17 protein-coding genes and 1 pseudogene are annotated in these 24004 nt (G+C 60.7%); 11 read left to right on the top strand and 7 right to left on the bottom strand.

The window, feature by feature from the left end:
* The first annotated feature begins 198 nt into the window (after positions 1 to 198).
* Positions 199 to 2246: pseudogene (locus AC1DVH_RS13650) on the top strand (penicillin acylase family protein).
* 57 nt (positions 2247 to 2303) lie between these two features.
* On the opposite strand, the gene AC1DVH_RS13645 reads toward AC1DVH_RS13650, so the two are convergent.
* Positions 2304 to 3305: a FecR family protein gene (locus AC1DVH_RS13645; protein ID WP_477754242.1), complete on the bottom strand. Its 1002-nt coding sequence runs from the start codon at positions 3303 to 3305 to the stop codon at positions 2304 to 2306.
* Between the two features lie 211 nt (positions 3306 to 3516).
* The gene (locus AC1DVH_RS13640; RefSeq protein ID WP_477754241.1) at positions 3517 to 8349 is read right to left on the bottom strand and encodes a dermonecrotic toxin domain-containing protein; all 4833 of its coding nucleotides are present in this window, start codon (positions 8347 to 8349) and stop codon (positions 3517 to 3519) included.
* 234 nt (positions 8350 to 8583) lie between these two features.
* Here AC1DVH_RS13640 and AC1DVH_RS13635 point away from each other — a divergent pair, with 234 nt between their 5' ends.
* The gene (locus tag AC1DVH_RS13635; RefSeq protein WP_477754240.1) at positions 8584 to 9624 is read left to right on the top strand and encodes an Ldh family oxidoreductase; all 1041 of its coding nucleotides are present in this window, start codon (positions 8584 to 8586) and stop codon (positions 9622 to 9624) included.
* 85 nt (positions 9625 to 9709) lie between these two features.
* On the opposite strand, the gene AC1DVH_RS13630 is transcribed toward AC1DVH_RS13635, so the two are convergent.
* The gene (locus AC1DVH_RS13630) at positions 9710 to 10027 is read right to left on the bottom strand and encodes an ElaB/YgaM/YqjD family protein (protein WP_477754239.1); all 318 of its coding nucleotides are present in this window, start codon (positions 10025 to 10027) and stop codon (positions 9710 to 9712) included.
* Positions 10028 to 10191: 164 nt separating this feature from the next.
* On the opposite strand from AC1DVH_RS13630, the gene AC1DVH_RS13625 reads away from it, so the two are divergent.
* The gene (locus AC1DVH_RS13625; RefSeq protein ID WP_007983592.1) at positions 10192 to 10443 is read left to right on the top strand and encodes a hypothetical protein; all 252 of its coding nucleotides are present in this window, start codon (positions 10192 to 10194) and stop codon (positions 10441 to 10443) included.
* Positions 10444 to 10542: 99 nt separating this feature from the next.
* Here the strand turns inward: AC1DVH_RS13625 and AC1DVH_RS13620 are convergent, their stop codons facing one another.
* On the bottom strand, positions 10543 to 11451 hold the full coding sequence (locus AC1DVH_RS13620) for a LysR family transcriptional regulator (protein ID WP_477754238.1): 909 nt from the start codon (positions 11449 to 11451) through the stop codon (positions 10543 to 10545).
* 84 nt (positions 11452 to 11535) lie between these two features.
* Here AC1DVH_RS13620 and AC1DVH_RS13615 point away from each other — a divergent pair, with 84 nt between their 5' ends.
* The 6 genes from AC1DVH_RS13615 to AC1DVH_RS13590 all read left to right on the top strand — a co-directional run bounded on the left by AC1DVH_RS13615 (position 11536) and on the right by AC1DVH_RS13590 (position 18301).
* On the top strand, positions 11536 to 12459 hold the full coding sequence (locus tag AC1DVH_RS13615) for a carbon-nitrogen hydrolase family protein (RefSeq protein WP_477754237.1): 924 nt from the start codon (positions 11536 to 11538) through the stop codon (positions 12457 to 12459).
* Positions 12460 to 12595: 136 nt separating this feature from the next.
* The gene (locus tag AC1DVH_RS13610; RefSeq protein ID WP_477754236.1) at positions 12596 to 14260 is read left to right on the top strand and encodes an AMP-binding protein; all 1665 of its coding nucleotides are present in this window, start codon (positions 12596 to 12598) and stop codon (positions 14258 to 14260) included.
* 16 nt (positions 14261 to 14276) lie between these two features.
* The gene (locus AC1DVH_RS13605; protein WP_477754235.1) at positions 14277 to 15038 is read left to right on the top strand and encodes an SDR family NAD(P)-dependent oxidoreductase; all 762 of its coding nucleotides are present in this window, start codon (positions 14277 to 14279) and stop codon (positions 15036 to 15038) included.
* A 12-nt stretch (positions 15039 to 15050) separates the two neighbouring features.
* A complete protein-coding gene (locus tag AC1DVH_RS13600; protein WP_477754234.1) occupies positions 15051 to 16244 on the top strand; it encodes an acetyl-CoA C-acyltransferase in 1194 nt (397 codons plus the stop codon).
* 141 nt (positions 16245 to 16385) lie between these two features.
* Positions 16386 to 17513 carry an acyl-CoA dehydrogenase gene (locus AC1DVH_RS13595; protein ID WP_477754233.1) on the top strand — a complete coding sequence of 376 codons (1128 nt, stop codon included), beginning with the start codon at positions 16386 to 16388 and terminating at the stop codon, positions 17511 to 17513.
* A 14-nt stretch (positions 17514 to 17527) separates the two neighbouring features.
* Positions 17528 to 18301, top strand: a complete 774-nt coding sequence (locus AC1DVH_RS13590) for an enoyl-CoA hydratase (RefSeq protein ID WP_477754232.1) — start codon at positions 17528 to 17530, stop codon at positions 18299 to 18301.
* A gap of 149 nt (positions 18302 to 18450) precedes the next feature.
* Here the strand turns inward: AC1DVH_RS13590 and AC1DVH_RS13585 are convergent, their stop codons facing one another.
* The 3 genes from AC1DVH_RS13585 to AC1DVH_RS13575 all read right to left on the bottom strand — a co-directional run bounded on the left by AC1DVH_RS13585 (position 18451) and on the right by AC1DVH_RS13575 (position 21769).
* The gene (locus AC1DVH_RS13585) at positions 18451 to 19602 is read right to left on the bottom strand and encodes an acyl-CoA dehydrogenase family protein (RefSeq protein WP_477754231.1); all 1152 of its coding nucleotides are present in this window, start codon (positions 19600 to 19602) and stop codon (positions 18451 to 18453) included.
* Between the two features lie 3 nt (positions 19603 to 19605).
* Positions 19606 to 20712, bottom strand: a complete 1107-nt coding sequence (locus AC1DVH_RS13580; protein WP_477754230.1) for an enoyl-CoA hydratase/isomerase family protein — start codon at positions 20710 to 20712, stop codon at positions 19606 to 19608.
* 163 nt (positions 20713 to 20875) lie between these two features.
* Complete coding sequence (locus AC1DVH_RS13575; RefSeq protein WP_477754229.1) at positions 20876 to 21769, bottom strand: LysR family transcriptional regulator; 894 nt, start codon at positions 21767 to 21769, stop codon at positions 20876 to 20878.
* A 101-nt stretch (positions 21770 to 21870) separates the two neighbouring features.
* Between AC1DVH_RS13575 and AC1DVH_RS13570 the strand changes: the two genes are divergently transcribed.
* Positions 21871 to 22962, top strand: coding sequence for a polyamine ABC transporter substrate-binding protein (locus AC1DVH_RS13570; protein ID WP_477754228.1), 1092 nt, complete (start codon positions 21871 to 21873; stop codon positions 22960 to 22962).
* Positions 22963 to 22982: 20 nt separating this feature from the next.
* The gene (speB, locus tag AC1DVH_RS13565) at positions 22983 to 23942 is read left to right on the top strand and encodes an agmatinase (RefSeq protein ID WP_477754227.1); all 960 of its coding nucleotides are present in this window, start codon (positions 22983 to 22985) and stop codon (positions 23940 to 23942) included.
* Positions 23943 to 24004: the final 62 nt, after the last annotated feature.

Here is a 24004-nt window from a genome sequence, read left to right as displayed (position 1 = left end):
TTGCTGAAGATCAAGATCAAAAAGATCGTCCGAACGCGGCCCGAACTTTCGGCAGTCCCTACAGATATTTCGTTATATGTGTTCCCCGGAATTCCGTGAAGCACCTAAATTTTTGATGTGAGCTTCGTCCCTACAGGGAGGCACGGTGCGCGTGGGTATGCGCAGCTGTAGCCATCGTTTTTTCGATCAGGAGCGAGCGTGATTATTTCCAGCCAGTTAACCAGGTTGAGCCTGGCGGGTGTGACTCTGGGTTTGAGCCTGGGGCTGAGCCTTGGGGCGAGCGCGAGCGGTACGCCTGCGCAAGCGAGCGCGGACATCCGCCGCACCAGTTTCGGCGTGCCGCACATCCGCGCCGACAACGAGCGCGGGCTCGGCTACGGCATCGGCTATGCCTACGCCCAGGACAATCTGTGCCTGCTGGCCAACGAGATCACCACGGTGAACGGCGAACGCTCGCGGTATTTCGGGCCGGATCAGTTCACCGTTGAGGAGCGTGAGAACCTGGTCAGCGATGTGTTTTTCACCTGGCTGAACACTCCGCAGGCGGTCGCCGGTTTCTGGCAGGCCCAGACCCCGCCAGTGCGTGAGCTGATTGAAGGCTATGTGGCGGGGTACAACCGCGCCTTGAGCGAACGTCGCGCCCAGGGTTTTCCGCCGCAGTGCCAGGGCGATTAGGTGCGCGACATCACGGCAATGGATCTGGTCAAGCTGACYCGGCGCCTGTTGGTCGAAGGTGGCGTCGGCCAGTTTGCCGAAGCCCTGGCCGGTGCCACGCCACCCAAAGCCGTGGCCCAGGCGGCAAACGCGCAGCCGGCGTTCCAGGTGGCCGCGACGCGGATGCAGCGCTTTGCCCTGGACCGGGGCAGCAACGCCGTCGCGGTCGGCAGCGAGCGTTCTTTCAACGGTCGCGGCATGTTGCTGGCCAATCCGCACTTTCCGTGGGGGGGCGGCATGCGTTTTTATCAGATGCACCTGACCATTCCCGGCAAGCTGGACGTGATGGGCGCGGCATTGCCCGGCCTGCCGGTGATCAACATCGGTTTCAATCAACATCTGGCCTGGACCCACACCGTGGATTCGTCCAAACACTTCACGCTGTACCGCCTGCAACTGGATCCCAAGGATTCGACCCGGTACCTGCTCGACGGCCAGTCCTTGCCGATGGACAGGCAGACCCTGACCGTCAACGTCAGTGTCGACAAGCTGGCGCAGTGCAGCGATCCGCGGATCGGCCTGCAGATGATCATCCTTGACGGTTCCAACAGCGCCTGTGCCTGGGACATCGACCCGCAGGCGCCACAACAGGGTATCTATGCGGCGGACAAGTTACCGCAATTGCTGCGCAAGGATTTTGTCCAACACTCCAACACTCCAACAATTCGGCCTGGATGGCCAACCCGGCGCAACCGCTGACCGGCTATTCGCCGCTGATCAGCCAGGATGGCCAGCCATTGAGTTTGCGATCACGTTTTGCCCTGGAGCGTTTGAGTACCTTGATCCAGGTCGGGGCGGCGGATTTACAACACATGGTCATGGACGATCAGGTTTATCAGGCGAATCAAATGATGCCGGACCTGCTGCAATTCTGCGCGGCGGATCTCGGTGCCGATGCAAAAACGCTGACGCCACTGTGCGCCAGCCTCAAGGCATGGGACCGCAAGGCCAACCTCAACAGTGGTCTGGGTTTTGTGCATTTCCAGAATGTCATGGAGTCTTTGGAACAAGTGCCGGACGTATGGCGCGTGGCGTTCGATCCTCCGGACCCGCAACAGACTCCGCGTGGACTCGCGGTCGATCACCCGGACGTAGCGATGGCGCTACGGGCAGCGATGCTGGCTTCGGCTGAACAGGTCAAGGCGTCAGGTCTCAAGCCGGACAGCCGTTGGGGCGATATCCAGGTGGTCAGCAGCGGCGGGAAACAGACGCCAATCCACGGCGGACCGGGGACGCTGGGCGTCTATAACGCCATCCAGAGCGTGCCGCGCAGCGATGGCAAGCGCGAAGTGGTCAGCGGCACCAGTTACCTGCAAGTGGTGACCTTTGACGAAAACGGACCACAGGCCAAAGGGCTCCTCGCGTTCTCGCTGTCCAGTGACCCGGCCTCGAAGTTTTCACGGGACCAGACGCAGGCCTTTTCCAGGAAGCAATGGAGCGTGCTGCCCTTTACCGAGCAACAGATCCTGTCCGATCCGAACTATCAGGTGCAGACGATTCGTCAGCAGGATGCAAAGGTGACTGCGCAGTAAGGTCGTGGAACATTGCATGAACGCTGAAGGCCGCACCCCGCAAGGGTGGCGGCCTTTTCAGCTTTTCGGGGATGTTTGCGGAATCGCGTTGACCACCAGATTGCCGTTCTGGTTACGGGTCAGGTAGACCGGCAGGACCCGCGGCAAGGACTTCACCAGGCCGTTGATCTCTCTGATGTTGTAGATGCCGCCGATATGGATCGAGCCGGTGCTGTTGTCAGCGACCATCAACGGTTTGTCCAGGTAGCGATTGATCAAGGGCAGTGCATCGCTCAGTGCCAGATCGTCGAGTACCAGTTTGCCCTGGCGCCAGGCCAGCGAACTGTCATTGTCATAGGTCTGGCTGACGCGGGGAATGAAGTCGCCGTGGCGATAACCGGCCTGCATCGCCGGGTCGAGGCGCAAGCCGTCACCGGGCTGGCCGGCGTTGCTGCTGACCAGTACCGAGCCTTCGATCAGATTGACCTTGACCTGGTCTTCATACATCCAGACGTTGAATTGGGTGCCGGTCACGCGAATCCGGCCTTCGGCGGCCTTGACCACAAACGGGTGACGGGTGACATGGCTGACATTGAAAAAGGCTTCGCCTTTTTTCAGCGTGACTTGCCGTTGATCCTTGTAGTTGCTGTAGGTCAGCTCGCTGCCCAGGTTCAGTTCCACTTGGCTGCCGTCCTTCAAGGTGACCGTGCGAACATTGTCGGTCGCTTCGAAATGCTGGTACGCGTTCGGTACCCAGCCCAGGTGCCAGCCGCCATAACCGGCCAAAGGCAGTGCCAGTGCGCATATCGCCGCGGCAATACCCAGGCGCCGCCACGGGTTTTCCGGTTGAGTGCGAACCAGAGGCACGACGGGCTCGGGACGCGGCAGGTCGCCAGCGACATCCCAGATCTCCAGCATCGCTTCGTACTCGAAGGCGTGGAGCGGATGCGCATCACGCCATTGCTCGAACGCCTGGCGCTCTTGCTCGGTGCAGTCGTTGGCGTGCAAACGCATACACCAATGCGCAGCGGCATCGGTGATGGCGTCGTATTCGGCTTCCGAGAGCGTGTGGTCGGTCATTGGCCCATCCTGATTTCGTGCATTCTAACCTTGGGGGAAGTCTGCGAGAACATCAGTCATGGCATTTAACCATCAATGTGTAGTTTTTTTTCAACGCTTCGGCTCTGGAACACCTGCAGTCGGGTAGCAGTATCCATAGGGGCGCGTGAAAAAAAGATCAAAATACGTACTGCTGCGCAGATCCGGAGATCTGCGCGTTATTACGTCGGGATCAGGTATCAGTGGTCGAAGTGACCGGCACCGGGTCCAGTTGTCGGCCCATTTCGCAGATCAAAAAGGCGATCGAGTTGGCATTGTGCAAAATGACGTCGGTTCGGAACTTCGAATCCTGCCCATTCAAAAAAGCTTCCCGTGCCTTCTCCATGGTCTTGCTGCCAGTGAGCCGCAGAATGGCTTCGCCGACGTGATCAGCGCCCGGAATCGAATCCAGGCTGATCCACGTTTGCAGCCCACTGTTCCAGCGTGCGAACAATTCTGCCTTGGGTGTTTCCATCGACAAGGCTACTCGCTGGAAGTCCAGCTGAGACTGTTTCAATTCTGCGCCATAGGTGGTGATCGGTGCGATCAGATCGCTAAACGGTCGCCTGGCCTCAAGGTATGCAATGTCCACGGCCCCGGAAAACAAATGAGCGAACTCGTGTATCAGCGTCGCGGCCTGGCTGTGGCCGTCGACGTCGAAGGGTTGTGTCAAACAGGATTTGTACCAGTCGAGTTGTTGATCGAAGAATCTTTCCGTGAAATGCACATTGCGCTGTTGATCCTTGTCCAGGACAAACGCGATGAGGTTTGCTTTCGGGTCCCTGTTTGAACCCACGATAAAGCGTTGCGAGTTCATCAAGTCTTCATCGGGATCGACCAGTGCGTTGCAGATGGGAACGATGGCCTTCTTGATTCTATCGAGCAGCCCTGTGTCGACCTGGCTGACACCAAAGAAGCCCTTGAGGAACGTATCCAGTCGTGTGCCCGGCAGAAGTTTGCGCAGTTGCACCAGGTTGTGCAGGCTGTTGAACGCGTAATAGCGAGCCATGTCGATGGCCTGCACGATCATGCGGGCTTTTTCGGGATGTTTCGCGTGGATTTCCTCCATCCCCCGGGCCTCGATATTCAGCACATCCCTGGCAACAACGGCGTTGGCAAACTGATTGTGCATTTTCGAGAGGGCTTTGCCGAAGTGGACGGTGTGGGTGTCCGGGTCGATCACCAGTTGCTTGTCAGGCGTCGTCAGTAACACGGGGCCTTCTTCTTCGCCTTTGACCATTCGCCAAACCGCTCCGGTCTTGTTCACGCCGTACACCTTGCCGGCAATGGCGGCGAAGGTTTTCCGGCTGGCCGCTTCGAGATAGGTGCCGTCAGTGCGGTTTTTCGTCAGGTTCTTCAGTTCGACGGTGGTTTCGAACGGTTGCAGTCGTGTACGCAACGGTGCTGTCGAACGGACCTGCGACCAGGCTTGCGCAATCACGGGGGTGGCAATCGGTTGAGCGATGGCTTCACCGGTTGCCTGGGCGCTGTCGGCCCATCCTTCAAGCGATAACCGGCCCAACGTCACGATCTGCACCGCACCGGCAATAAAATCCAGCAATGCAGTTTTCCAGTGATGGTCCTGCAGCGCTTCGGCCGAGTTTCGCGCGTCCTTGTAGGCATTCCACAGAAACTGTAGATACGCGAGTTTGCCCGGTAACAGTCCCGAAAAGAGATTGATTCCGGAGCTGAACAGGTGTTTGACAGCCTCCCAGTCCGACTGGCCTGAAACATGCGACTGGCTGCCGAGCAATCGTGTCAGCAGTTGGGTGTTGTCATGGAAAAAACGGGTGAGTACGTTGCCGCCGATGGGGTTGGACGCAAGCGTCATTTCGCTCAACTGGCCAATGGTGGATTCGAACAGGTTGCGAAACACTGTCTGCTCACTGTCTGGCAGGCGACGTATCAACATTTCCTGCAAGAGTCCCGGCGTGTTGAACGCCGAGACAACGCTGGCCTCATTTTCAAACTCTACAAACGGTGAGCCTCCGGGATGGTAGGGGGCATAGAGAATTTGTGGGCCTGTGTTGCCACCGCCAGGGCCGATCAGGTAAAGGCCCAGCGCTTTGACGGCGGCGGCGCCGGTTGTCTTGATCAGTTCCAGTGGCCGGACAATCGCATGTGCTCCCTGAACAATAGCCCGGGCGATGGCGTCCGGCATGTCCAGTACCTGGCGAAGCAAATCGAAAGCACTACCGGACAGCCGTTGCCGCAGCTTGAGTTCGTGGGCGTGTTGCAGTAGTTGCCAGGGCAGTTGTTTGACGAAACGCAGCATTCGGTTTTCGACGTCAGCTGCTTGATTCGACAAGTTGTCGGTGACCTGTCTGGCGTAGTTTTGCGCGATGTTCAATGACAGCAACAATTGACGGACGGCCGCCTGATCCAACCCAGCGGGCAGGGCTTGAAGGGTTGCCGAGCTGACTTTGAACCCGGTGCCCTGTGCGATGTTGACATGGTTCAGGGCGAACTCAGTGAGGCTCCTTGCGGGGCCGACCAGGGCCAGGTGGGGGGTGATTTCGATGTTGTCGGGGTCCAGCGTTTTTTCAGGGAAGCGGCTGCCGAGCAATGACGTCAACGTCTCATGCACATACGACCTGAGGGGTTTGATCCCGTGCAAATAGTCTTTGTCCTCATCAACGCTGTTGCGGTATTGCTCCAGCAATTCAAGGTGCTGACGCTGGTCTTCCAGCGGAGCCATTCCAAGCCAGGCGGGCAGGGACTGCTGCCGGCTGATCGCACGGGCAATCGAGGTGGCTCTTTGCAGGTTGGCGTTGAAGGCCGCTGTGCTCAGGGATTTCAGGGCTTTATTCTGCTTCGTTTCGCTCAGCTCGAAGGTGCCTACGTGTTCGCAGCGAGCCAGAAAGTGCTCGATTGACGATTGCGCGACCCGCTCCAATACAGATCCTTCAATCAGCCGCAGCGGTCCCAGTGAGTAGCGTTGGTGAAAGACGCGCTGGGTGGGGGTGAGGTTGTCCAGCAGCGCCAGGCGTTGTCGTGGGTCGAGCAGGCGGCGGTTCAGTTCCAGCCGTGCACGACTGATGGTGTCAAAGACTTCCAGGCCCTCGGCGGGTGTCCACAGGATCGTCCGGCCGGAATGCGAGGCGTCGAGCCCGCCACGCTCGGTCAAGAGCAAACAATGGGCCAGGGGCAGGACATCGCGCTGAGCGGAGCACTCCAGCGTCAATGAATAGGCATCGGGCCGGAAGCCCTTGAGTGACAGACGGCTCTGCCGGTCTGCCTGATCCGGGTTGAATACCGTTTCGACAATGGCCCGGTCCGCATCCCGCAGTGTCGCGCTGAGCCTGCGCAGACTGGCCTCGCCCCGGATGCCGACGGAAAGCGCATGGGCCAGGCGGGTTTTCATGTTTTCCAGATAAACCCGTTGCAAAGCCAGCGAAGCGACCGGTTGCGCCGCAAAATCTGCGTTGATCAGTGTTTCGATGTCGCTGAAGGTCTTGGCGAAAGCTGCCGCGGTATCCGCCAGCACCGCGGAAGGATGCTGATCGCCGGTTAACGCGGGCCGTGTGCTCCAGCGTCCGTCGGTCTCCAGTGTCAGCAGCCGCTCGCTGATCATCGAGCGGATATCCAGCGCCTTGTCGAACAGGGCGTGGATGTTCACGGTACCGTCACTGTGACGGAACACCTGCAGGGCATATTCCATGTTCTGCAGTTGCTTGGTGACGATCGCGTCGAAGAGCTTGTGGAAGATCGCGCCGGAAATCACTTCCCCGGTCACATTCGGCCGGTCAAAACCGATGAAGCGCTGGCGTTCGTCCAGGCTCAGCAGGCCATAGAGTTCATCCTCGTGACCGGCCGCGCTGAACTTGCTCAGCACCGTATCGCGCAAGTCCTGATAGTCCTTGAGCACCTGCAGGCCTCGGGTGGGTGTGTAGAGAAACGCATCGCTGGCGCTGACCATCAGTGAGCCGGCCAACTCAACATAGTTGGCCCGGTGCTCCCACAGACACACGGTTTCGACCGTCATTGATTGGTTCGCCCGGCTGGCCGTCGAGATCAACGCATGCAAATCCTGGCTTTGCTCCGGGGTGATGATCCCGGCTTCGCGCTTGAGCAGCAGTTGCACTCGCGCCTGATCGGCAATGGCCCGGCCGAAGAATGCGCGACGCGATGCACCATCGACACTCGCCGCAGCCCAGAAACCTTCGAGCTGCCTGACCAGCAGGCTGACGAGTTTGCGCGAGATCGTGGTGACGGCGGCTTCCCAGATTGGCTGGTCGGCTTTTGCCGAGGGTTTTTTCGGATGGGAAAATTCATGGGACTGTCCGGACGGCCAACGCTGATGGCGATAGTGCAGGAGTACCGCGTCACTCAGGGACAGGGAGTTGACCCAGCGTCGCGTCGGATGGCTTTCTCCAGCGCTTTCTTGTGTTGTTGCCAGATAGAAATTCACCTGGGTCTGGCTCTGGTCCAGACCGGGAAAAGTTCTAGCCAGCTGTTCACTGAGCAATGCCTCGAGCAGCGACGTCAGGGACGGCAGCGCTTTGAGCTCATCGAGCAGGGCCTGGTCATTGAGTTGCTGATGGCTGGAGAGGGTGCTGCGCTGGTCCTCGAACACGTCGCCTTCGATGGTTTGAAAGTCCGGCTCGATGGTCACGGCGTCCACCACCGTCCTGCGTTGAGACAGCGCCATGAAGGCCAGCAGATTATCGTCTTCGTCGGCCGCTTTGAGTTGTTTCACCAGCTGTTCGGTCAGGGCCGAACGGTCAGTGAACTTCTGTATCCCGGCGTACGGGGTGTAGAGAATCACGCCGTTGTCATCGGGTGTCGCGGTCAGCAAAAAACTGCCGGCCAGCGCCAAATGTTCCAGTCCCGGTATTTTCAGCAGGATTTTTTTCGCCAGCATGGGCGGCGTCTGCTCATCGCGCAGGGCCTGGCTGGCCAGTTCGATATGGCTGAACCATTCGAAGTCCTTTTGCGTCAGCCCGTGGGTTTTGCCAAGTTCTCTCCAGAGGCCGGGCAACGACAGTGCCTCGGGGAAAAACAGCGGAGTTAAAGATGCAGGCATCGTCGAGTCTCGTTCAAGGTGCCATTCAAGGGCGCCTGTGGATTGAGTTTCGAGACTAAAAGCCGGCGGGATGATGCAGGCGGTAAATAGATAACGCACGGGCCGTGGGCATTCGTGACACGCATATACCTGATTGACCCTGAGCGAAAGGTTGACAGGTCGCTCGCCGCGCGTTGTTAATCGGCGGGTCTTTGTACGCTGTTGTTCCCTCCAATAATTAGTCTGGAGCTTCAGATGTCTGCGCCACACGATCACACGTCTACTGCGATCTCGTCACACCTGTCATTCGAAGCGCTGAGCGCTTTGCTGGAGAAGATTTTTCTGCGTCACGGCACGTCGGCCGACGTTGCCCGGGTGCTTGCGCAAAACTGCGCCGGTGCCGAGCGCGACGGCGCGCACAGTCACGGGGTATTCCGGATTCCGGGTTATGTTTCGACGCTGCAAAGCGGCTGGGTCAATGGCCAGGCCGTTCCGGTGGTCGAAGATGTGGCTTCAGGGTTTGTGCGGGTCGATGCCGCTAACGGTTTTGCGCAACCGGCCCTGGCGGCTGCACGTGGACTACTGGTGCAAAAGGCCCGAAGTGCCGGCATTGCGGTGCTGGCAATCCGTAACTCGCACCATTTCGCTGCCTTGTGGCCGGATGTCGAGCCCTTCGCCGATGAAGGCCTCGTGGCCTTGAGCGTGGTCAACAGCATGACCTGCGTGGTGCCCCACGGCGCCGACCGGCCGCTGTTCGGCACCAACCCGATTGCCTTCGCTGCGCCGCGGGCCGATGGCGCACCGATTGTCTTCGACCTGGCCACCAGTGCCATTGCCCATGGCGATGTGCAAATTGCCGCACGCGAGGGCAAACGCTTGCCGGCAGGGATGGGCGTGGACAGCCTCGGCCAGCCGACCACAGACCCGAAAGCGATTCTTGAGGGCGGTGCGTTGCTGCCTTTTGGCGGGCACAAGGGCTCGGCATTGTCGATGATGGTCGAGTTGCTCGCGGCGGCACTGACCGGCGGCAATTTTTCCTTCGAATTCGACTGGAAGAACCATCCCGGCGCCAAGACGCCCTGGACTGGCCAATTGCTTATCGTGATCGACCCGGGCAAAGCGGTGGGGCAAAGCTTTGCCGAGCGCAGCCAGGAACTGGTGCGGCAAATGCACGGCGTCGGTTTGAAGCGTTTGCCCGGTGACCGGCGTCACCATCAACGCGCCAAATCACAGGTCAATGGCATTGAGCTGGATGCGCAGACGCTGGCGAACTTGCGGGAGCTGGCAGGGGAGTGATCCGAGGTAATGGCAAATAATGTCTGATTAACGCAACCCCTGTGGGAGCAAGCCCGCTCCCACAGGGTTCAGTGTTTGCCCGTGCTTAGCGACGGCCCAGCAACAACCCCACCACCAGGCCGAACCCGGCAGAAATCGCCACGGTTTGCCATGGATGCCCGCCGATATAGGTTTCAGTGGCCTCGACCGCGGGCAGGGTCCGGTCGCGTACGCTGCTCACCGAATCCCTGGCCTGCTGGAGTTTCAGGGCGATTTGTCCGCGAAGGGTCTCCGCTTCTTCCCCGACCAGCGAGGCGCTGCTTTTCAGCAGCTTTTCCGACTCTTCGATCAACGATTGAAGCTCGCTGAACGCTTGATCCTTGATTTGATCTTCGGCGGCTTGCGCGGCGGTTTTGCGGGCCATTGAAGTACTCCTTGCAGGTAAGTGGATAGTGAACAATGGAGTCAGTCGCCGTCGGAAAAGTTGCAGCTATTTTGCCCGGAGAGGCCATCTTGCTGAAAAACCGGCGCAGGACATTTCGTCCTACAGTGTAAGATGTCGCCTATTTTACGCAGCAGGAAATTCCCATGAGCTTCAATCTGGCCGACAAACCCCTCGCCGAGCGCGCTGCGCTTGAAGACGAGAAATCCCGTCTGTTCGAACTCTGGCAAAACAACCTGGGCAAAGCCAAGGGCGAGGCCGCACGGTTGTTTGGCGAACGGGCCAAACGCAAAGGCAAATGGGCCGAATGGGTACGCGCCGAACTGGACGGCATGTCGCCTCCGGAATTCGCCAACATGGTGCGCAGTGAAGTCAATCGCCTGATGGCGGCCAAGTAGGAGCTGCCGAAGGCTGCGATCTGTTGATCTTGAGCTTGATCTTGTTGCGCAGCAGTCGGCGAAAAGAAAACATCAAAAGATCGCAGTCTGCGGCAGCTCCTACGAGAAACTCGCGACAATAGCCTCGCGCACTTTCAACACCACCGGGTCGAGCTGGGTACTGGTGCGCCAGCCCAGCTCGATCGGGTAACGCGGCAACGCCAAAGGACAGGGCAGCAACGCCAGTCCGCTGAGCGTTGCGATGCTTTGGGCGGCATGGGCCGGAATGGTCGCCACGGCCTGGCTGCCTTTGAGCAAATGCGGCAACGCGGCAAAGTGCGTGGTCGAGGCGCACACCCGTCGACTGAGCCCCAGCGCCGCCAATCCTTCATCGGTAATCCCGATAAAACCGCCGGACGACACCAGAATGTGTTCGCGGGCCACAAACTCCTCAAGGCTAATGCTCTGCTGATTCTCGACCAGGCTCGACGGGTCCACCAGGCACAGATAGCCACCTTCCCCCAGCACCTGACGGCTGAGCAGCCGCTCGGCAAACCCGCCCGCGGTAATCGCCAGGTCAATGCTGCGCTCCATCAACGCCTGGGCGACGATCTGGCTGTGGGTCTGACGGAAAATCAGGCGCAATTTCGGCGCGCACCGGGCGATTTCCTCGATCAGCCGCCGGCCGTAGGCAATCTCGAAATCATCTGACATTCCCACGGTGACCGAGCGACCTTCGTACTGTTGTGCGGCCGGATCGACCATCGCCAGGCTCTGCCGGCATTTGTTCAGGGCATCACTGACCACCGGTTTGAGCTGATTGGCCTTGAGCGAGGGAGCCAGGCCGCGTCCGGTGCGCACGAACAGTTGATCGGCATACACCTCGCGCAACCGACGCAAGGCTGCGCTGACTGCCGATTGCGTCACGCCCAGGCGCAAGGCGGCACGGCTGGCGCTGGACTCCTCGTGCAGCGCTTCGAAGACTTTGAGCAGGTTGAGGTCGACGTCGGTGATATTCATTTGGCTCATATCATTCAGCAGTGAATCGGTCTTTATTGATGATCATGTGAGGCCGGAGAATGAGCAACCCCTGATGCGAATGGAGTTTGCGAGATGCCCAAATCAATCGTTGCAGCCCTGCAAATCGGCGCCATGCCCGGTGGCAAGGCCGACACCCTGGAACAGATCCTGTCCTATGAAAACGCGATCATCGAATCCGGTGCCGGGTTGGTGGTGATGCCCGAAGCGCTGCTGGGTGGTTATCCCAAAGGCGAGGGCTTTGGCACGCAATTGGGCTATCGCCTGCCGGAAGGTCGCGAAGCCTTTGCCCGCTATTTTGCCAATGCAATCGACGTACCCGGCGCGGAAACCGAGGCGCTGGCGGCGCTGTCCGCGCGCACCGGGGCCAATCTGGTGATCGGCGTGATCGAGCGTGCGGGCAGCACGTTGTACTGCACCGCGCTGTACCTCGATCCGCAGGCCGGGCTGGTGGCCAAACACCGCAAACTGATGCCCACCGGCACCGAACGGCTGATCTGGGGCAAGGGCGATGGCTCGACCTTGCCGGTGATCGACAGCCAGGTCGGGCGCGTCGGTGCGCTGGTGTGCTGGGAAAACATGATGCCGCTGCTGCGCACGGCGATGTACGCCAAGGGCGTGGAGGTGTGGGGCGCGCCGACCGTGGACGAACGGGAGATGTGGCAGGTCAGCATGCGCCACATCGCCCATGAGGGACGCTGTTTCGTGGTCAGTGCCTGTCAGGTCCAGGCATCGCCGCAGGCCCTGGGCCTGGACATCGCCAACTGGCCGGCGGATCGGCCGTTGATCGCCGGCGGCAGCGTGATCGTCGGTCCCATGGGCGACATCCTCGCCGGACCGTTGCGTGATAGCGCCGGTCTGCTCACTGCACAAATCGACACCGACGACCTGGTACGCGCCCGTTATGACTTTGACGTGGTCGGCCACTACGCCCGCCCGGATGTGTTCGAACTGACCGTGGACGAGCGCGCCAAACCCGGAGTGCGCTTCATCGCTTGATGCCCTGCGGGCTTTGGCCAAAGCAGTCAGACAACTTGATAGCTTTGACCATTGCCCGCCACCCCGCGCAGAGCGAGTATTTCCCTGTTGATTACGGTTCCCCCCAACCTAATAAAAACACAAAGGGATTCTGGCAATGCGCGATTACTTGTCTGCTACTGCTCAGTTCAATTATCAGCACACCGTCGACGCCGCACTCGCAGGCGATCTGACGGCCCTCAACGCCTGTGTCGAATGCTGTGACCGGCACGCCTTGCCGGGTCGCATCGCGCTGTTCTGGGAAGGACGCGACGGCACCGGTGCGACGTACACCTTCACCGACTTGCAGGACAAGGCCGCGCGTTTCGCCAACTACCTGCTGGCCCAGGGCGTGAAGAAAGGCGACAAGGTCGCCGGCCTGTTGCCACGCAATATCGAACTCTTGATCACCGTGTTCGCCACCTGGCGCATCGGCGCGGTGTATCAACCGCTGTTTACCGCGTTCGGCCCCAAGGCCATCGAGCACCGCCTGGGCTGCTCTGGCGCCAAGGTGGTGGTGACCGATGGGGTGAACCGGCCGAAACTGGCCGAAGTCGCCGATTGCCCGACCACGGTGACCGTCACCGGCCCCAAAGGGCAGGGCCTGGTTCGCGGCGATTTCAGTTTCTGGGCCGAACTGGCCAACTATTCCCCCGACTGTGAACCGGTGCTGCTGACCGGGGAAGATCCGTTCCTGCTGATGTTCACCTCGGGCACCACCGGCCCGTCGAAAGCACTGTCGGTGCCGCTCAAGGCCATCGTTGCGTTCCAGAGCTACACCCGCGATGCGGTGGATCTGCGCCCGGAAGACGCGTTCTGGAACGTCGCCGATCCGGGTTGGGCCTACGGCATTTATTTCGGTGTCACAGGGCCGATGTCCATGGGTCATCCGATTACTTTTTACGATGGCCCGTTCACCCTCGAAAGCACCTGCCGGGTGATCAACAAATACGGGATTACCAACCTCACCGGTTCGCCGACGGCCTACCGTTTGCTGATTGCCGGCGGCGAAGAATTCGCCAGATCGATCAAGGGCAAGCTGCGTATCGTCAGCAGCGCCGGCGAGCCGCTGAACCCGGAAGTGATCCGCTGGTTCGCCGACAACCTCGGCGTGGTCATCCACGACCATTACGGCCAGACCGAACTGGGCATGGTGCTGTGCAACCACCACGGCCTGGAACATCCGATTCACATGGGCGCCGCCGGATTTGCCTCGCCGGGCCACCGTATTGTAGTGCTGGATGACGAATACCAGGAACTGGGCGTTGGCCAGCCGGGCATCCTGGCCATCGACCGCAGCCAATCGCCGATGTGCTGGTTCGCCGGCTACGAAGGCGGGCCGACCAAGGCCTTTGTCGGCAACTATTACCTGAGTGGCGACACCGTCGAGTGGAACCCGGACGGCAGCATCAGCTTCGTCGGTCGCAGCGATGACGTGATCACCACCTCCGGCTACCGGGTCGGTCCGTTCGACGTGGAAAGTGCGCTGATCGAACACCCGGCCGTAGTCGAGGCCGCAGTGGTCGGCAAACCCGATCCGGAGCGCACCGAACTGGTCAAGGCCTTCGTCGTGCTCAACCCGCAATACCGCGCTGAACCTGCGCTGGCCGAAGAGCTGCGCCAGCACGTGCGCAAACGTCTGGCGGCGCACTCGTACCCCCGCGAAATCGAATTTGTCAGCGAATTGCCGAAAACCCCAAGCGGCAAATTGCAGCGCTTTATCTTGCGCAACCAGGAAATCGCCAAGGCTCAAGAGGCCGCGGCGAAGAACCTTCCAGCTTGAATCCAGGGAAACAATGATGCAGATCGAGAACAAGATTTTTATCGTCACCGGTGGCGCTTCCGGCCTCGGTGCCGCCACCGCCGAGGTGCTGGTTAACGCTGGCGCGAAAGTGATGCTGGTGGACATGAACGCCGAGGCCGTTGCAGCCCAGGCCCAGCGCCTTGGCGCGCACAGCGTGGTGGCGGACATCAGCGACGAAGCGGCGGCCGAAGCTGCGGTGCGGGCGACGGTCAAGGCCTTTGGCGGCCTTAATGGCCTGGTCAACTGCGCCGGCATCGTGCGTGGCGAGAAGATTCTCGGCAAGAACGGTCCACACGCACTGGCCGGTTTCAGCCAGGTGATCAACGTCAACCTGATCGGCAGCTTCAACATGCTGCGTCTTGCGGCAGCGGCGATTGCCGAGACCGAAGCGGATGCCGATGGCGAGCGCGGCGTGATCATCAACACCGCGTCTGCTGCGGCCTATGACGGTCAGATCGGTCAGGCGGCTTACTCGGCGTCCAAGGGCGCGATTGTCAGTCTGACCTTGCCGGCGGCCCGTGAGCTGGCGCGTTTTGGCATCCGTGTCATGACGATCGCCCCCGGCATCTTCGAGACACCGATGATGGCCGGCATGACCCAGGAAGTCCGCGATTCCCTGGCCGCCGGCGTGCCGTTCCCGCCACGCCTGGGCAAACCGGGCGAGTATGCCGGGCTGGTCAAGCATATTATTGAAAACAGCATGCTCAACGGCGAGGTGATCCGTCTCGACGGTGCCTTGCGCATGGCCGCCAAGTAAGGAGGATTTGTCATGACTATTTCCAACGATCCGATTGTAATCGTCAGCGCCGTCCGTACCCCGATGGGCGGTTTCCAGGGCGAACTGAAAAGCCTGACCGCGCCGCAACTCGGCGCGGCAGCCATCAAAGCAGCGGTGGAACGCGCTGGCGTTGCCAGCGATTCCGTCGACGAAGTGTTGTTCGGCTGCGTACTGCCGGCAGGCCTTGGCCAGGCACCTGCGCGTCAGGCAGCGCTGGGCGCGGGGCTGGATAAATCGACCCGCTGCACCACCCTGAACAAGATGTGCGGTTCCGGCATGGAAGCGGCGATTCTGGCCCATGACATGCTGGTGGCGGGCAGTGCCGACGTCGTGGTCGCCGGTGGCATGGAAAGCATGTCCAACGCGCCTTACCTGCTGGACCGTGCCCGTGCCGGCTACCGCATGGGCCATGGCCGGGTGCAGGACTCGATGTTCCTGGACGGCCTCGAAGACGCCTACGACAAGGGCCGCCTGATGGGCACCTTCGCCGAAGACTGCGCCGAAACCAACAGCTTCAGCCGCGAAGCCCAGGACGCCTTTGCCATCGCCTCGACCACCCGCGCGCAACAGGCGATCAAGGACGGCAGCTTCAAGGCCGAAATCGTCCCGCTGACCGTGACGGTGGGCAAAGAGCAGGTTGTGATCAGCAATGACGAGCAGCCGCCAAAAGCCAGGCTGGACAAGATCGCTTCGTTGAAACCGGCGTTCCGCGAAGGCGGTACGGTGACGGCGGCCAACTCCAGTTCGATCTCCGACGGTGCCGCCGCGCTGGTGCTGATGCGCCAGTCGCAGGCGCAGAAACAGGGCCTGAAACCCTTGGCGGTGATTCATGGCCACGCCGCATTCGCCGACACCCCGGGTCTGTTTCCAGTGGCGCCAATCGGTGCGATCAAGAAATTGATGAAGAAAACCGGATGGTCGCTCAATGACGTCGATCTGGTGGAAGTCAACGAAGCCTTCGCCGTGGTCGGCATGGCCGCGATGACGCATCTGGAAATTCCCCACGAGAAGCTCAACGTGCACGGCGGTGCTTGCGCCCTGGGCCACCCGATCGGGGCTTCCGGTGCGCGGATTCTGGTGACCCTGCTCTCGGCCCTGCGCCAGAAAGGCTTGAAGCGTGGCGTCGCGGCGATCTGTATCGGCGGCGGTGAAGCGACGGCCATGGCCGTGGAATGCCTGTATTAAGGCCAGCGCCCCYTGTAGGAGCGAGCTTGCTCGCGAAGGACGTCAACGATGACGAGGGCTGCCTGGATGAATGCGGCGCTCTCAGGCCCTTCGCGAGCAAGCTCGCTCCTACAGGGGGCAATTAAACTTCAAGGATTCACCATGATCCCCAATGACGACCAACAACAAATCCGCGACATGGCCCGGGACTTTGCCCAGGAACGGCTGAAACCGTTCGCTGCCGAATGGGACCGCGAGCATCGCTTTCCCAAGGAAGCCATCGGCGAGATGGCCGGGCTGGGCTTCTTCGGCATGCTGGTGCCGGAGCAGTGGGGCGGTTGCGACACCGGTTACCTGGCCTACGCCATGGCGCTGGAAGAAATCGCCGCCGGCGATGGCGCCTGCTCGACCATCATGAGCGTGCACAACTCCGTGGGCTGTGTGCCGATCCTCCACTACGGCACGGATGAGCAGAAAGAGCGCTTCCTCAAACCGCTGGCCAGCGGTGCGATGCTCGGCGCTTTCGCCCTGACCGAACCCCAGGCCGGTTCCGACGCCAGCGGCTTGAAAACCCGTGCGCGCCTGGAAGGCGATCACTACGTGCTCAACGGCTGCAAGCAATTCATCACCTCCGGGCAGAATGCCGGAGTGGTGATCGTGTTTGCGGTGACCGATCCGAGCGCTGGCAAACGCGGCATCAGCGCCTTTATCGTGCCGACCGATTCGCCGGGCTACACCGTTGCGCGGGTCGAGGACAAACTCGGTCAGCATGCGTCCGACACCTGCCAGATTCTCTTCGAAGACGTGAAGGTGCCGGTGGCCAACCGTTTGGGCGAGGAGGGCGAAGGCTACAGGATTGCCCTGGCCAACCTTGAAGGCGGTCGCGTCGGCATCGCTTCGCAATCGGTGGGCATGGCCCGCGCGGCGTTCGAAGCGGCTCGCGACTACGCCCGTGAGCGCCAGAGTTTCGGCAAGCCGATCATCGAACACCAGGCCGTGGCCTTCCGCCTGGCGGACATGGCGACCCAGATCGCCGTGGCGCGGCAAATGGTGCACTACGCCGCGGCCCTGCGTGACAGTGGCAAACCGGCTTTGGTCGAGGCTTCGATGGCCAAGTTGTTCGCCTCGGAAATGGCCGAGAAGGTATGCTCCTCGGCGCTGCAAACCCTCGGCGGTTATGGTTACCTCAACGACTTCCCGCTGGAACGGATCTACCGCGACGTGCGGGTCTGCCAGATCTACGAAGGCACCAGCGATATTCAGCGCATGGTCATTTCGCGCAATTTATAAGAAGGAGAGAATCTGTGAACTACGAAACGATTTTGCTGGAAACCCACGGCCGCGTTGGCCTGATCACCCTCAACCGTCCACAAGCGCTGAACGCGTTGAACGCACAGATCGTCAGCGAACTGAACCAGGCCCTCGATGGCTTCGAGGCTGACTCGAACATCGGCTGCATCGTCCTGACCGGTTCGAAAAAAGCCTTCGCCGCCGGTGCCGACATCAAAGAAATGGCGGAGCTGACCTATCCGCAGATCTACCTCGACGACCTGTTCAGCGACAGCGACCGCGTAGCCAACCGCCGCAAGCCGATCATCGCGGCGGTCAACGGTTTCGCCCTGGGTGGCGGCTGTGAGCTGGCGCTGATGTGCGACTTCATCCTGGCCGGCGACAACGCCAGATTCGGTCAGCCGGAAATCAACCTCGGGGTGTTGCCGGGCATGGGCGGCACCCAGCGCCTGACCCGCGCCGTGGGCAAGGCCAAGGCCATGGAGATGTGCCTGAGCGGGCGCCTGATCGATGCCGTGGAAGCGGAGCGTTGCGGCATCGTGGCGCGGATCGTGCCGAGCGATGAGTTGCTGGATGAAGCGCTGAAAGTCGCGGCGTTGATCGCCAAAAAGTCGTTGCCGATTGCGATGATGGTCAAGGAAAGCGTCAACCGTGCCTTTGAAGTGAGCCTGGCCGAAGGCGTGCGCTTTGAGCGTCGGGTGTTCCATGCGGCGTTTGCCACGCAGGATCAGAAGGAAGGGATGGCGGCGTTCATTGCCAAGCGGGACGCCGAGTTCCAAGGCAAGTGATGTTAACGCCATTTTGAGCAAGCCTGCTCCTGTAGGAGCGAGCTTGCTCCGGGCGGCGATCCGACGAAAAACCTGAGGGCACCGGGTTGATTCAGGTGCCCCGCGTCATCGTTGACCTCCATCGCGAGCGAGCTCGCTCCTACAGGGCTTCACACCAGGTAGTTCTTCAGTTCGCGGGCAATCACCATCCGCTGAATCTCGCTCGACCCTTCGTAGATCTGCGTGATCCGCGCATCCCGGTAGTATTTTTCCACCGGATAATCTTCCAGGTAGCCATAGCCGCCATGAATCTGAATGGCGGACGAGCACACCTTCTCGGCCATTTCCGAGGCAAACAGCTTGGCTTGTGACGCCTCCGACAGGCAGGGTTTGCCGGCCGTGCGCAGGCGCGCGGCGTGCAGGATCAGCAACCGCGCGGCGTTCAACTGCATGTGCATGTCGGCCAGCAAATTGGCGATGCTCTGGTGTTCATTGATCGTCTTGCCAAACTGCACCCGATCACGGGAGTAGGCCAGCGCCGCTTCGAACGCCGCGCGAGCAATGCCGAGTGCTTGAGCTGCGATGCCGATTCGCCCGCCTTCGAGGTTGGACAAGGCGATGGCCAGACCCTTGCCGCGTTCTCCCAGCAAATTGGCCTCGGGGATGGTGCAGTCGTTCAGAGTGACCGCGCAGGTGTCGGAAGCACGGATGCCCATTTTGTGTTCGGTGCGATCGACGATAAAACCGGCGGTATCGGTCGGTACCAGGAACGCCGAGATGCCACGCTTGCCCAAATCCGGATCGGTCACGGCAAACACAATCGCCAGCTTGGCCCGCTTGCCGTTGCTGACGAATTGCTTGGCGCCGTTGAGCACCCACTGGCCGTCGCGCAGTTCGGCGCGGGTGCGCAGGTTGTGTGCCTCGGAACCGGCCTGGGGTTCGGTCAGGCAGAAGCAGCCGATGACCTTGCCGCTGGCCAGGTCCGCCAGCCAGGTCTGTTTCTGTTCTTCGCTGCCGTAGTTGAGCACCGGCCCGCAGCCCACGGAGTTGTGGATGCTCATGAAGGCGCCGGTAGCACCGTCGCCCGCGGAAATCTCTTCTACCGCCAGGGCGTAGGCCACGTAGTCGACATAGGTGCCGCCCCATTCCTCGGGCACAACCATGCCCAGCAAGCCCAGTTCGCCCATCTTCGCCACCAGACCGTCATCGATCCAGCCGGCCTTTTCCCAGGCCTGGGCATGGGGCGCGATTTCGCCACGGGCAAAATCCCGGGCCATGTCGCGGATCATGACTTGCTCTTCGCTCAATTCGATATCGTGCATGGCTCAGCTCTCGCTCTGGTCAAACCCGCTGAAGAAGCTCGCCACGTGTTCGGCGTCCAGTGCCTCGAGGGTGGGCGGGTTCCAGCGGGGTGTCTTGTCTTTGTCGATCAGCAAGGCGCGCACGCCCTCGATCAGGTCGCCGCGCTCGAACCACTGGCGGTCCAGATGCAGTTCAAGGGCGAAACATTGTTCAAGTGGCAGCTCGCGTCCGCGACGGAGCATTTCCAGAGTCACGGCCATGGCCAGCGGCGAGCGGGTTTCCAGCAGGTTGGCGGTGGTGACCGCCCACTCATGGCTGTCGGCGACCGTTACCTGACGCAGTTGCTTCACAATACTCGGCACATCGGGTTGGGCGAAGAAGTGGTCGATGGCCGGGCGCAAGGTCGCCAGTGGCGCATCTGGCAGTTGCTGCACGGCGAGTGTTGCCAACAGGCCTTGCAGGTCCTTGAGCGGCGTGTCGTGCCATTCGAGCTGGTCGAGTTTTTCGTCCAGGGCGCCCAGCTTGACGCTTTCCAGGTACCAGTCGGCCAGACCGCAATACAGCGCATCGGCGGCGCGAATTTGTACCCCGGTGACACCGAGGTAAATCCCCAGTTCACCAGGGATGCGCGGCAGGAAGTAACTGCCGCCGACGTCCGGGAAGTAGCCGATGCCGACTTCCGGCATCGCCAGGCGGCTTTTTTCGGTGACCACGCGCAAGTCTGCGCCTTGCACCAGACCCATGCCGCCGCCGAGGACAAAACCGTCCATCAGGGCCAGCACCGGTTTGCGGTAGTGGTGGATCGCGAGGTCGAGGGCGTATTCCTCGACGAAGAAATCTTCGTGCAGGGTGTCGCCGCTTTTGAAGCTGTCATGCAGCGAGCGAATGTCGCCGCCGGCACAGAAGGCTTTTTCCCCGGCACCACGCAAGACCACGGCATGCACTTGCGAGTCCTGGGCCCAGGCGTCGAGCTGGCGGTGCAGGTTGAGCACCATGTCCAGGGTGAGGGCATTGAGGCCGGCGGGGCGGTTGAGGGTCAGATGACCAATGTGGTTGCGCACTTCGGCCAGCACATCGTTGTGCATGGCATCCATGAACTGCGTCCCCTTCGATGAAACCTGAGCAGTCATCACTAACTCCCTGCTTTTATTGTCTTTATCGAGATGCTCGCGCGCGAGCGATGACGGATCGTATCAGTGCAAATTTGCCTTGTACAACCCGGATAAGTGCAGGTTGTCTGCGCATTTTTGCATGGTGATGACCGGCACTGTTTCAGCGTAGACCAACGCGTATTCAGGCAAACGCCGCGAGCAGATCCTCTTCGAACGCCTTCTGCGCATCGCCGGCTACCTGAGCCCGATGCCGGGCCAGATGAAACGCGACATCGAAACTCATATCGCCTCGGCGCACGGCCCTGAGCAAACCTTTGTCTTCCCAGCCACGGGCAAAGTGGCTGGGCAAATAACCGACATGCTTACCGGAAAGGATGAAGGCGAGGGTGCCTTCGACTTGCTCCGAACGTGCCGAACACCGCTTGCCCTGAAAGGGTTCGTCACTGCGCAGGAAACGGTAGGGGTGATCGACCCGGTCGCTGGCCTGCAGGTCCTGATCGATCGGGTTCGCGTTGGTGAACATTGGATGGCCGGGGGCGCAATACAGGTGCTGGGTTTCAATGAACAGTTCGCGGTAGTCAAACGCACTTTGTACTTGCGAGAAGTAGCCGATGGCCAGGTCCAGCCGCTGTTGCAGCAGCAGGCGTTCCATCTCGCCGGGCATGGCGCTGATCAGCTCGATACGCACCGACTCGTCCCGCTCACGGAAGCGCCGGATTGCTTCGGCCACCCGTTGCAGCACCGATTGATCCAGGGCTTCGGACAGGCCCAGACGCACTTCGCCGATCAGGCGTCCGGCCACGCCGTTGGATTGATGACGGAAGGCTTCGATGGACTCGAACAGTCCACGGGTGGCGCTGAGCAATTGCTCGCCCTTGGGAGTGATCTTGAATCCGCCCTTGCCGCGACTGCACAAGCGATAGCCAAGGCGGGTTTCCAGTTTGGCCATTTGCTGGCTGATGCTCGACTGGCTCAACCCCAACTCGCCCTGAGCTGCGCTGAAGCCGCCGCACTCCACCACGCTGACAAACAGACGTAGCAATTGCAGATCCAGATCATGCAGTTGGCCGAGCATCAAACATTACTCCGTCATAAAGTCAGGTTAATTAACTTGGTATTTCACCAATGTATCCGACGACGCATCCTGCAACCACTTCCTCTGGTCAGGTGTTCGTCATGGCTCCCATGTTCAAGCTGTGTTTACCCGCGCTGTTGCTCGTCGTTGCCGCTTCGGCCCAGGCCGAGGACAAGGTGGTCAATCTGTACAGTTGGGYCGATTACGTGGCTCCTGAAACCCTGCAACGGTTCGAGCAGGAGACGGGCATCCATGTACGCTACGACACCTTCGATGCGCCGGAGGTACTGGAAACCAAGCTGCTCACCGGTGGCAGCGGGTACGACGTGGTCGTCCCGTCGTCCAGTGTGCTGGCGCGCGGCCTGGCGGCAGGTGCGCTCAAGGCCATCCCCCATGAGGGCCTGAAGGGCTACGCCAATCTTGATCCCGATCTGTTGGAGAAGATGGCGGCGGTAGATCCCGGTAATCGCTATGGCGTGCCCTATACATGGGGCACCCTGGGGCTCGGGATGAATGTCGAGGAGGTGAAGAAACGCCTGCCGAATGTACCGCTCAACAGCCTCGACCTGCTGTTCAAACCGGAATACGCCAGCAAGCTGAAGGACTGTGGCATCGCGGTCATTGATTCACCACAGGAAGTGATCGGCCTGGCCTTGCATTATTTGGGCAAGGATCCCTACAGCACCGACAAGAGCGATCTCGACGCGGCCCAAACGTTATTGCATCAGTTGCAACCCTCGGTGCTTTACGTCGCCAGCGGGCGGCAGATCAACGATCTGGCCAATGGCAGCATCTGCCTTGCGCTGACCTACAACGGTGACGCCAGCATGGCCGCCGACCAGGCGCGCAAGGCCAACAAACCGTTTGAAATCGCCTACCGGATTCCCAGGGAAGGCACCATCGTGTGGCAGGACAACCTGGCGATCCCCAAGGACGCGCCACACCCCGAGGCTGCCCGCCAGTTCATCGAATTCATGCTGCGCCCCGAGTCCGTCGCGGCGCTGACCAACACGCTGTTTTTTGCCACCGCCAACCAGGCCGCCACGCCGCTGGTGGATGAGGCAGTGCGCACAGATCCGGACATTTACCCACCCGCCGATGTGCGTGACCGGCTTTACGCCGACCGCAGCATGAGCCTCAAGGACATGCGCCAGCGCACCCGTTTGTGGACCACTTTCCGTAGCCGCCAATAAGAAAAGAGAAGGAGCCTTCAATGGACGTCCCGATGCAGAACGATCAAGCCCTTACCCGTGACAGCCTTTACGGCACGGCCGCCGAAAGTACCTACGCCGGCATTACCAGCTTCATGCGTCGACGCTACAGTCGTGACCTGCGTGGCGTTGATGTGGCCGTCAGTGGCGTGCCGTTCGACACGGCCACCAGCAACCGCCCCGGCGCACGCTTCGGACCACGGGGCATTCGTGCCGCCTCTGCCGGGATCGCCTGGGAACGGCACTGGCCATGGACGTTTGATCCGTTCGATCACCTGGCGGTCATCGACTACGGCGATTGCGATTTCGATTACGGCGCGCCGCAGTCGACGCCCGAAATGATTGAGGCCCACGCCGAGCGCATCCTCGACGCCGGCAGCGCGATGCTGACCTTTGGCGGCGACCATTTCATCACCTATCCACTGCTCAAGGCCCATGCCCGCAAGCACGGGGCGTTGTCGCTGATCCACTTCGACGCCCACAGCGACACCTGGCCGGACGAAGAGGGCAAGCGCATCGATCACGGCACCATGTTCTGGCACGCGGCCAGGGAAGGGCTGGTCGATCCGTCACGTTCGGTACAAATCGGCTTGCGCACCACCAACGATGATCATCAAGGCTTTCAAGTGCTCGACGCGCGGCAGGTGCATCGTCGTGGCTGCGAAGCGATTGTCGAGGCGATTCGGGCGCGGGTCGGCGACAACCCCGTGTACCTGACCTTCGACATCGACTGCCTCGATCCGGCGTTTGCTCCGGGCACCGGAACACCGGTGTGTGGCGGCTTGAGTACGGTGCAGGCGCTGGAAATTCTCGGCGGTCTACGCGGGATCAATCTGGTGGGCATGGACGTGGTGGAAGTGGCCCCGGCCTATGACAGCGCAGAGATTACATCACTGGCGGCGGCGACACTGGCGATGGAGATGCTGTGTCTGTATGCGGCAAAACATAAGGTCGATCGGTAATACGCCTAACCCTGTAGGAGCGAGCCTGCTCGCGATGAGGGCGGAACATTCAACATCTATGT

The organism is Pseudomonas sp. P4_C3, assembly GCF_056402075.1.
This window is presented reverse-complemented; position numbering and strand designations above follow the sequence as displayed.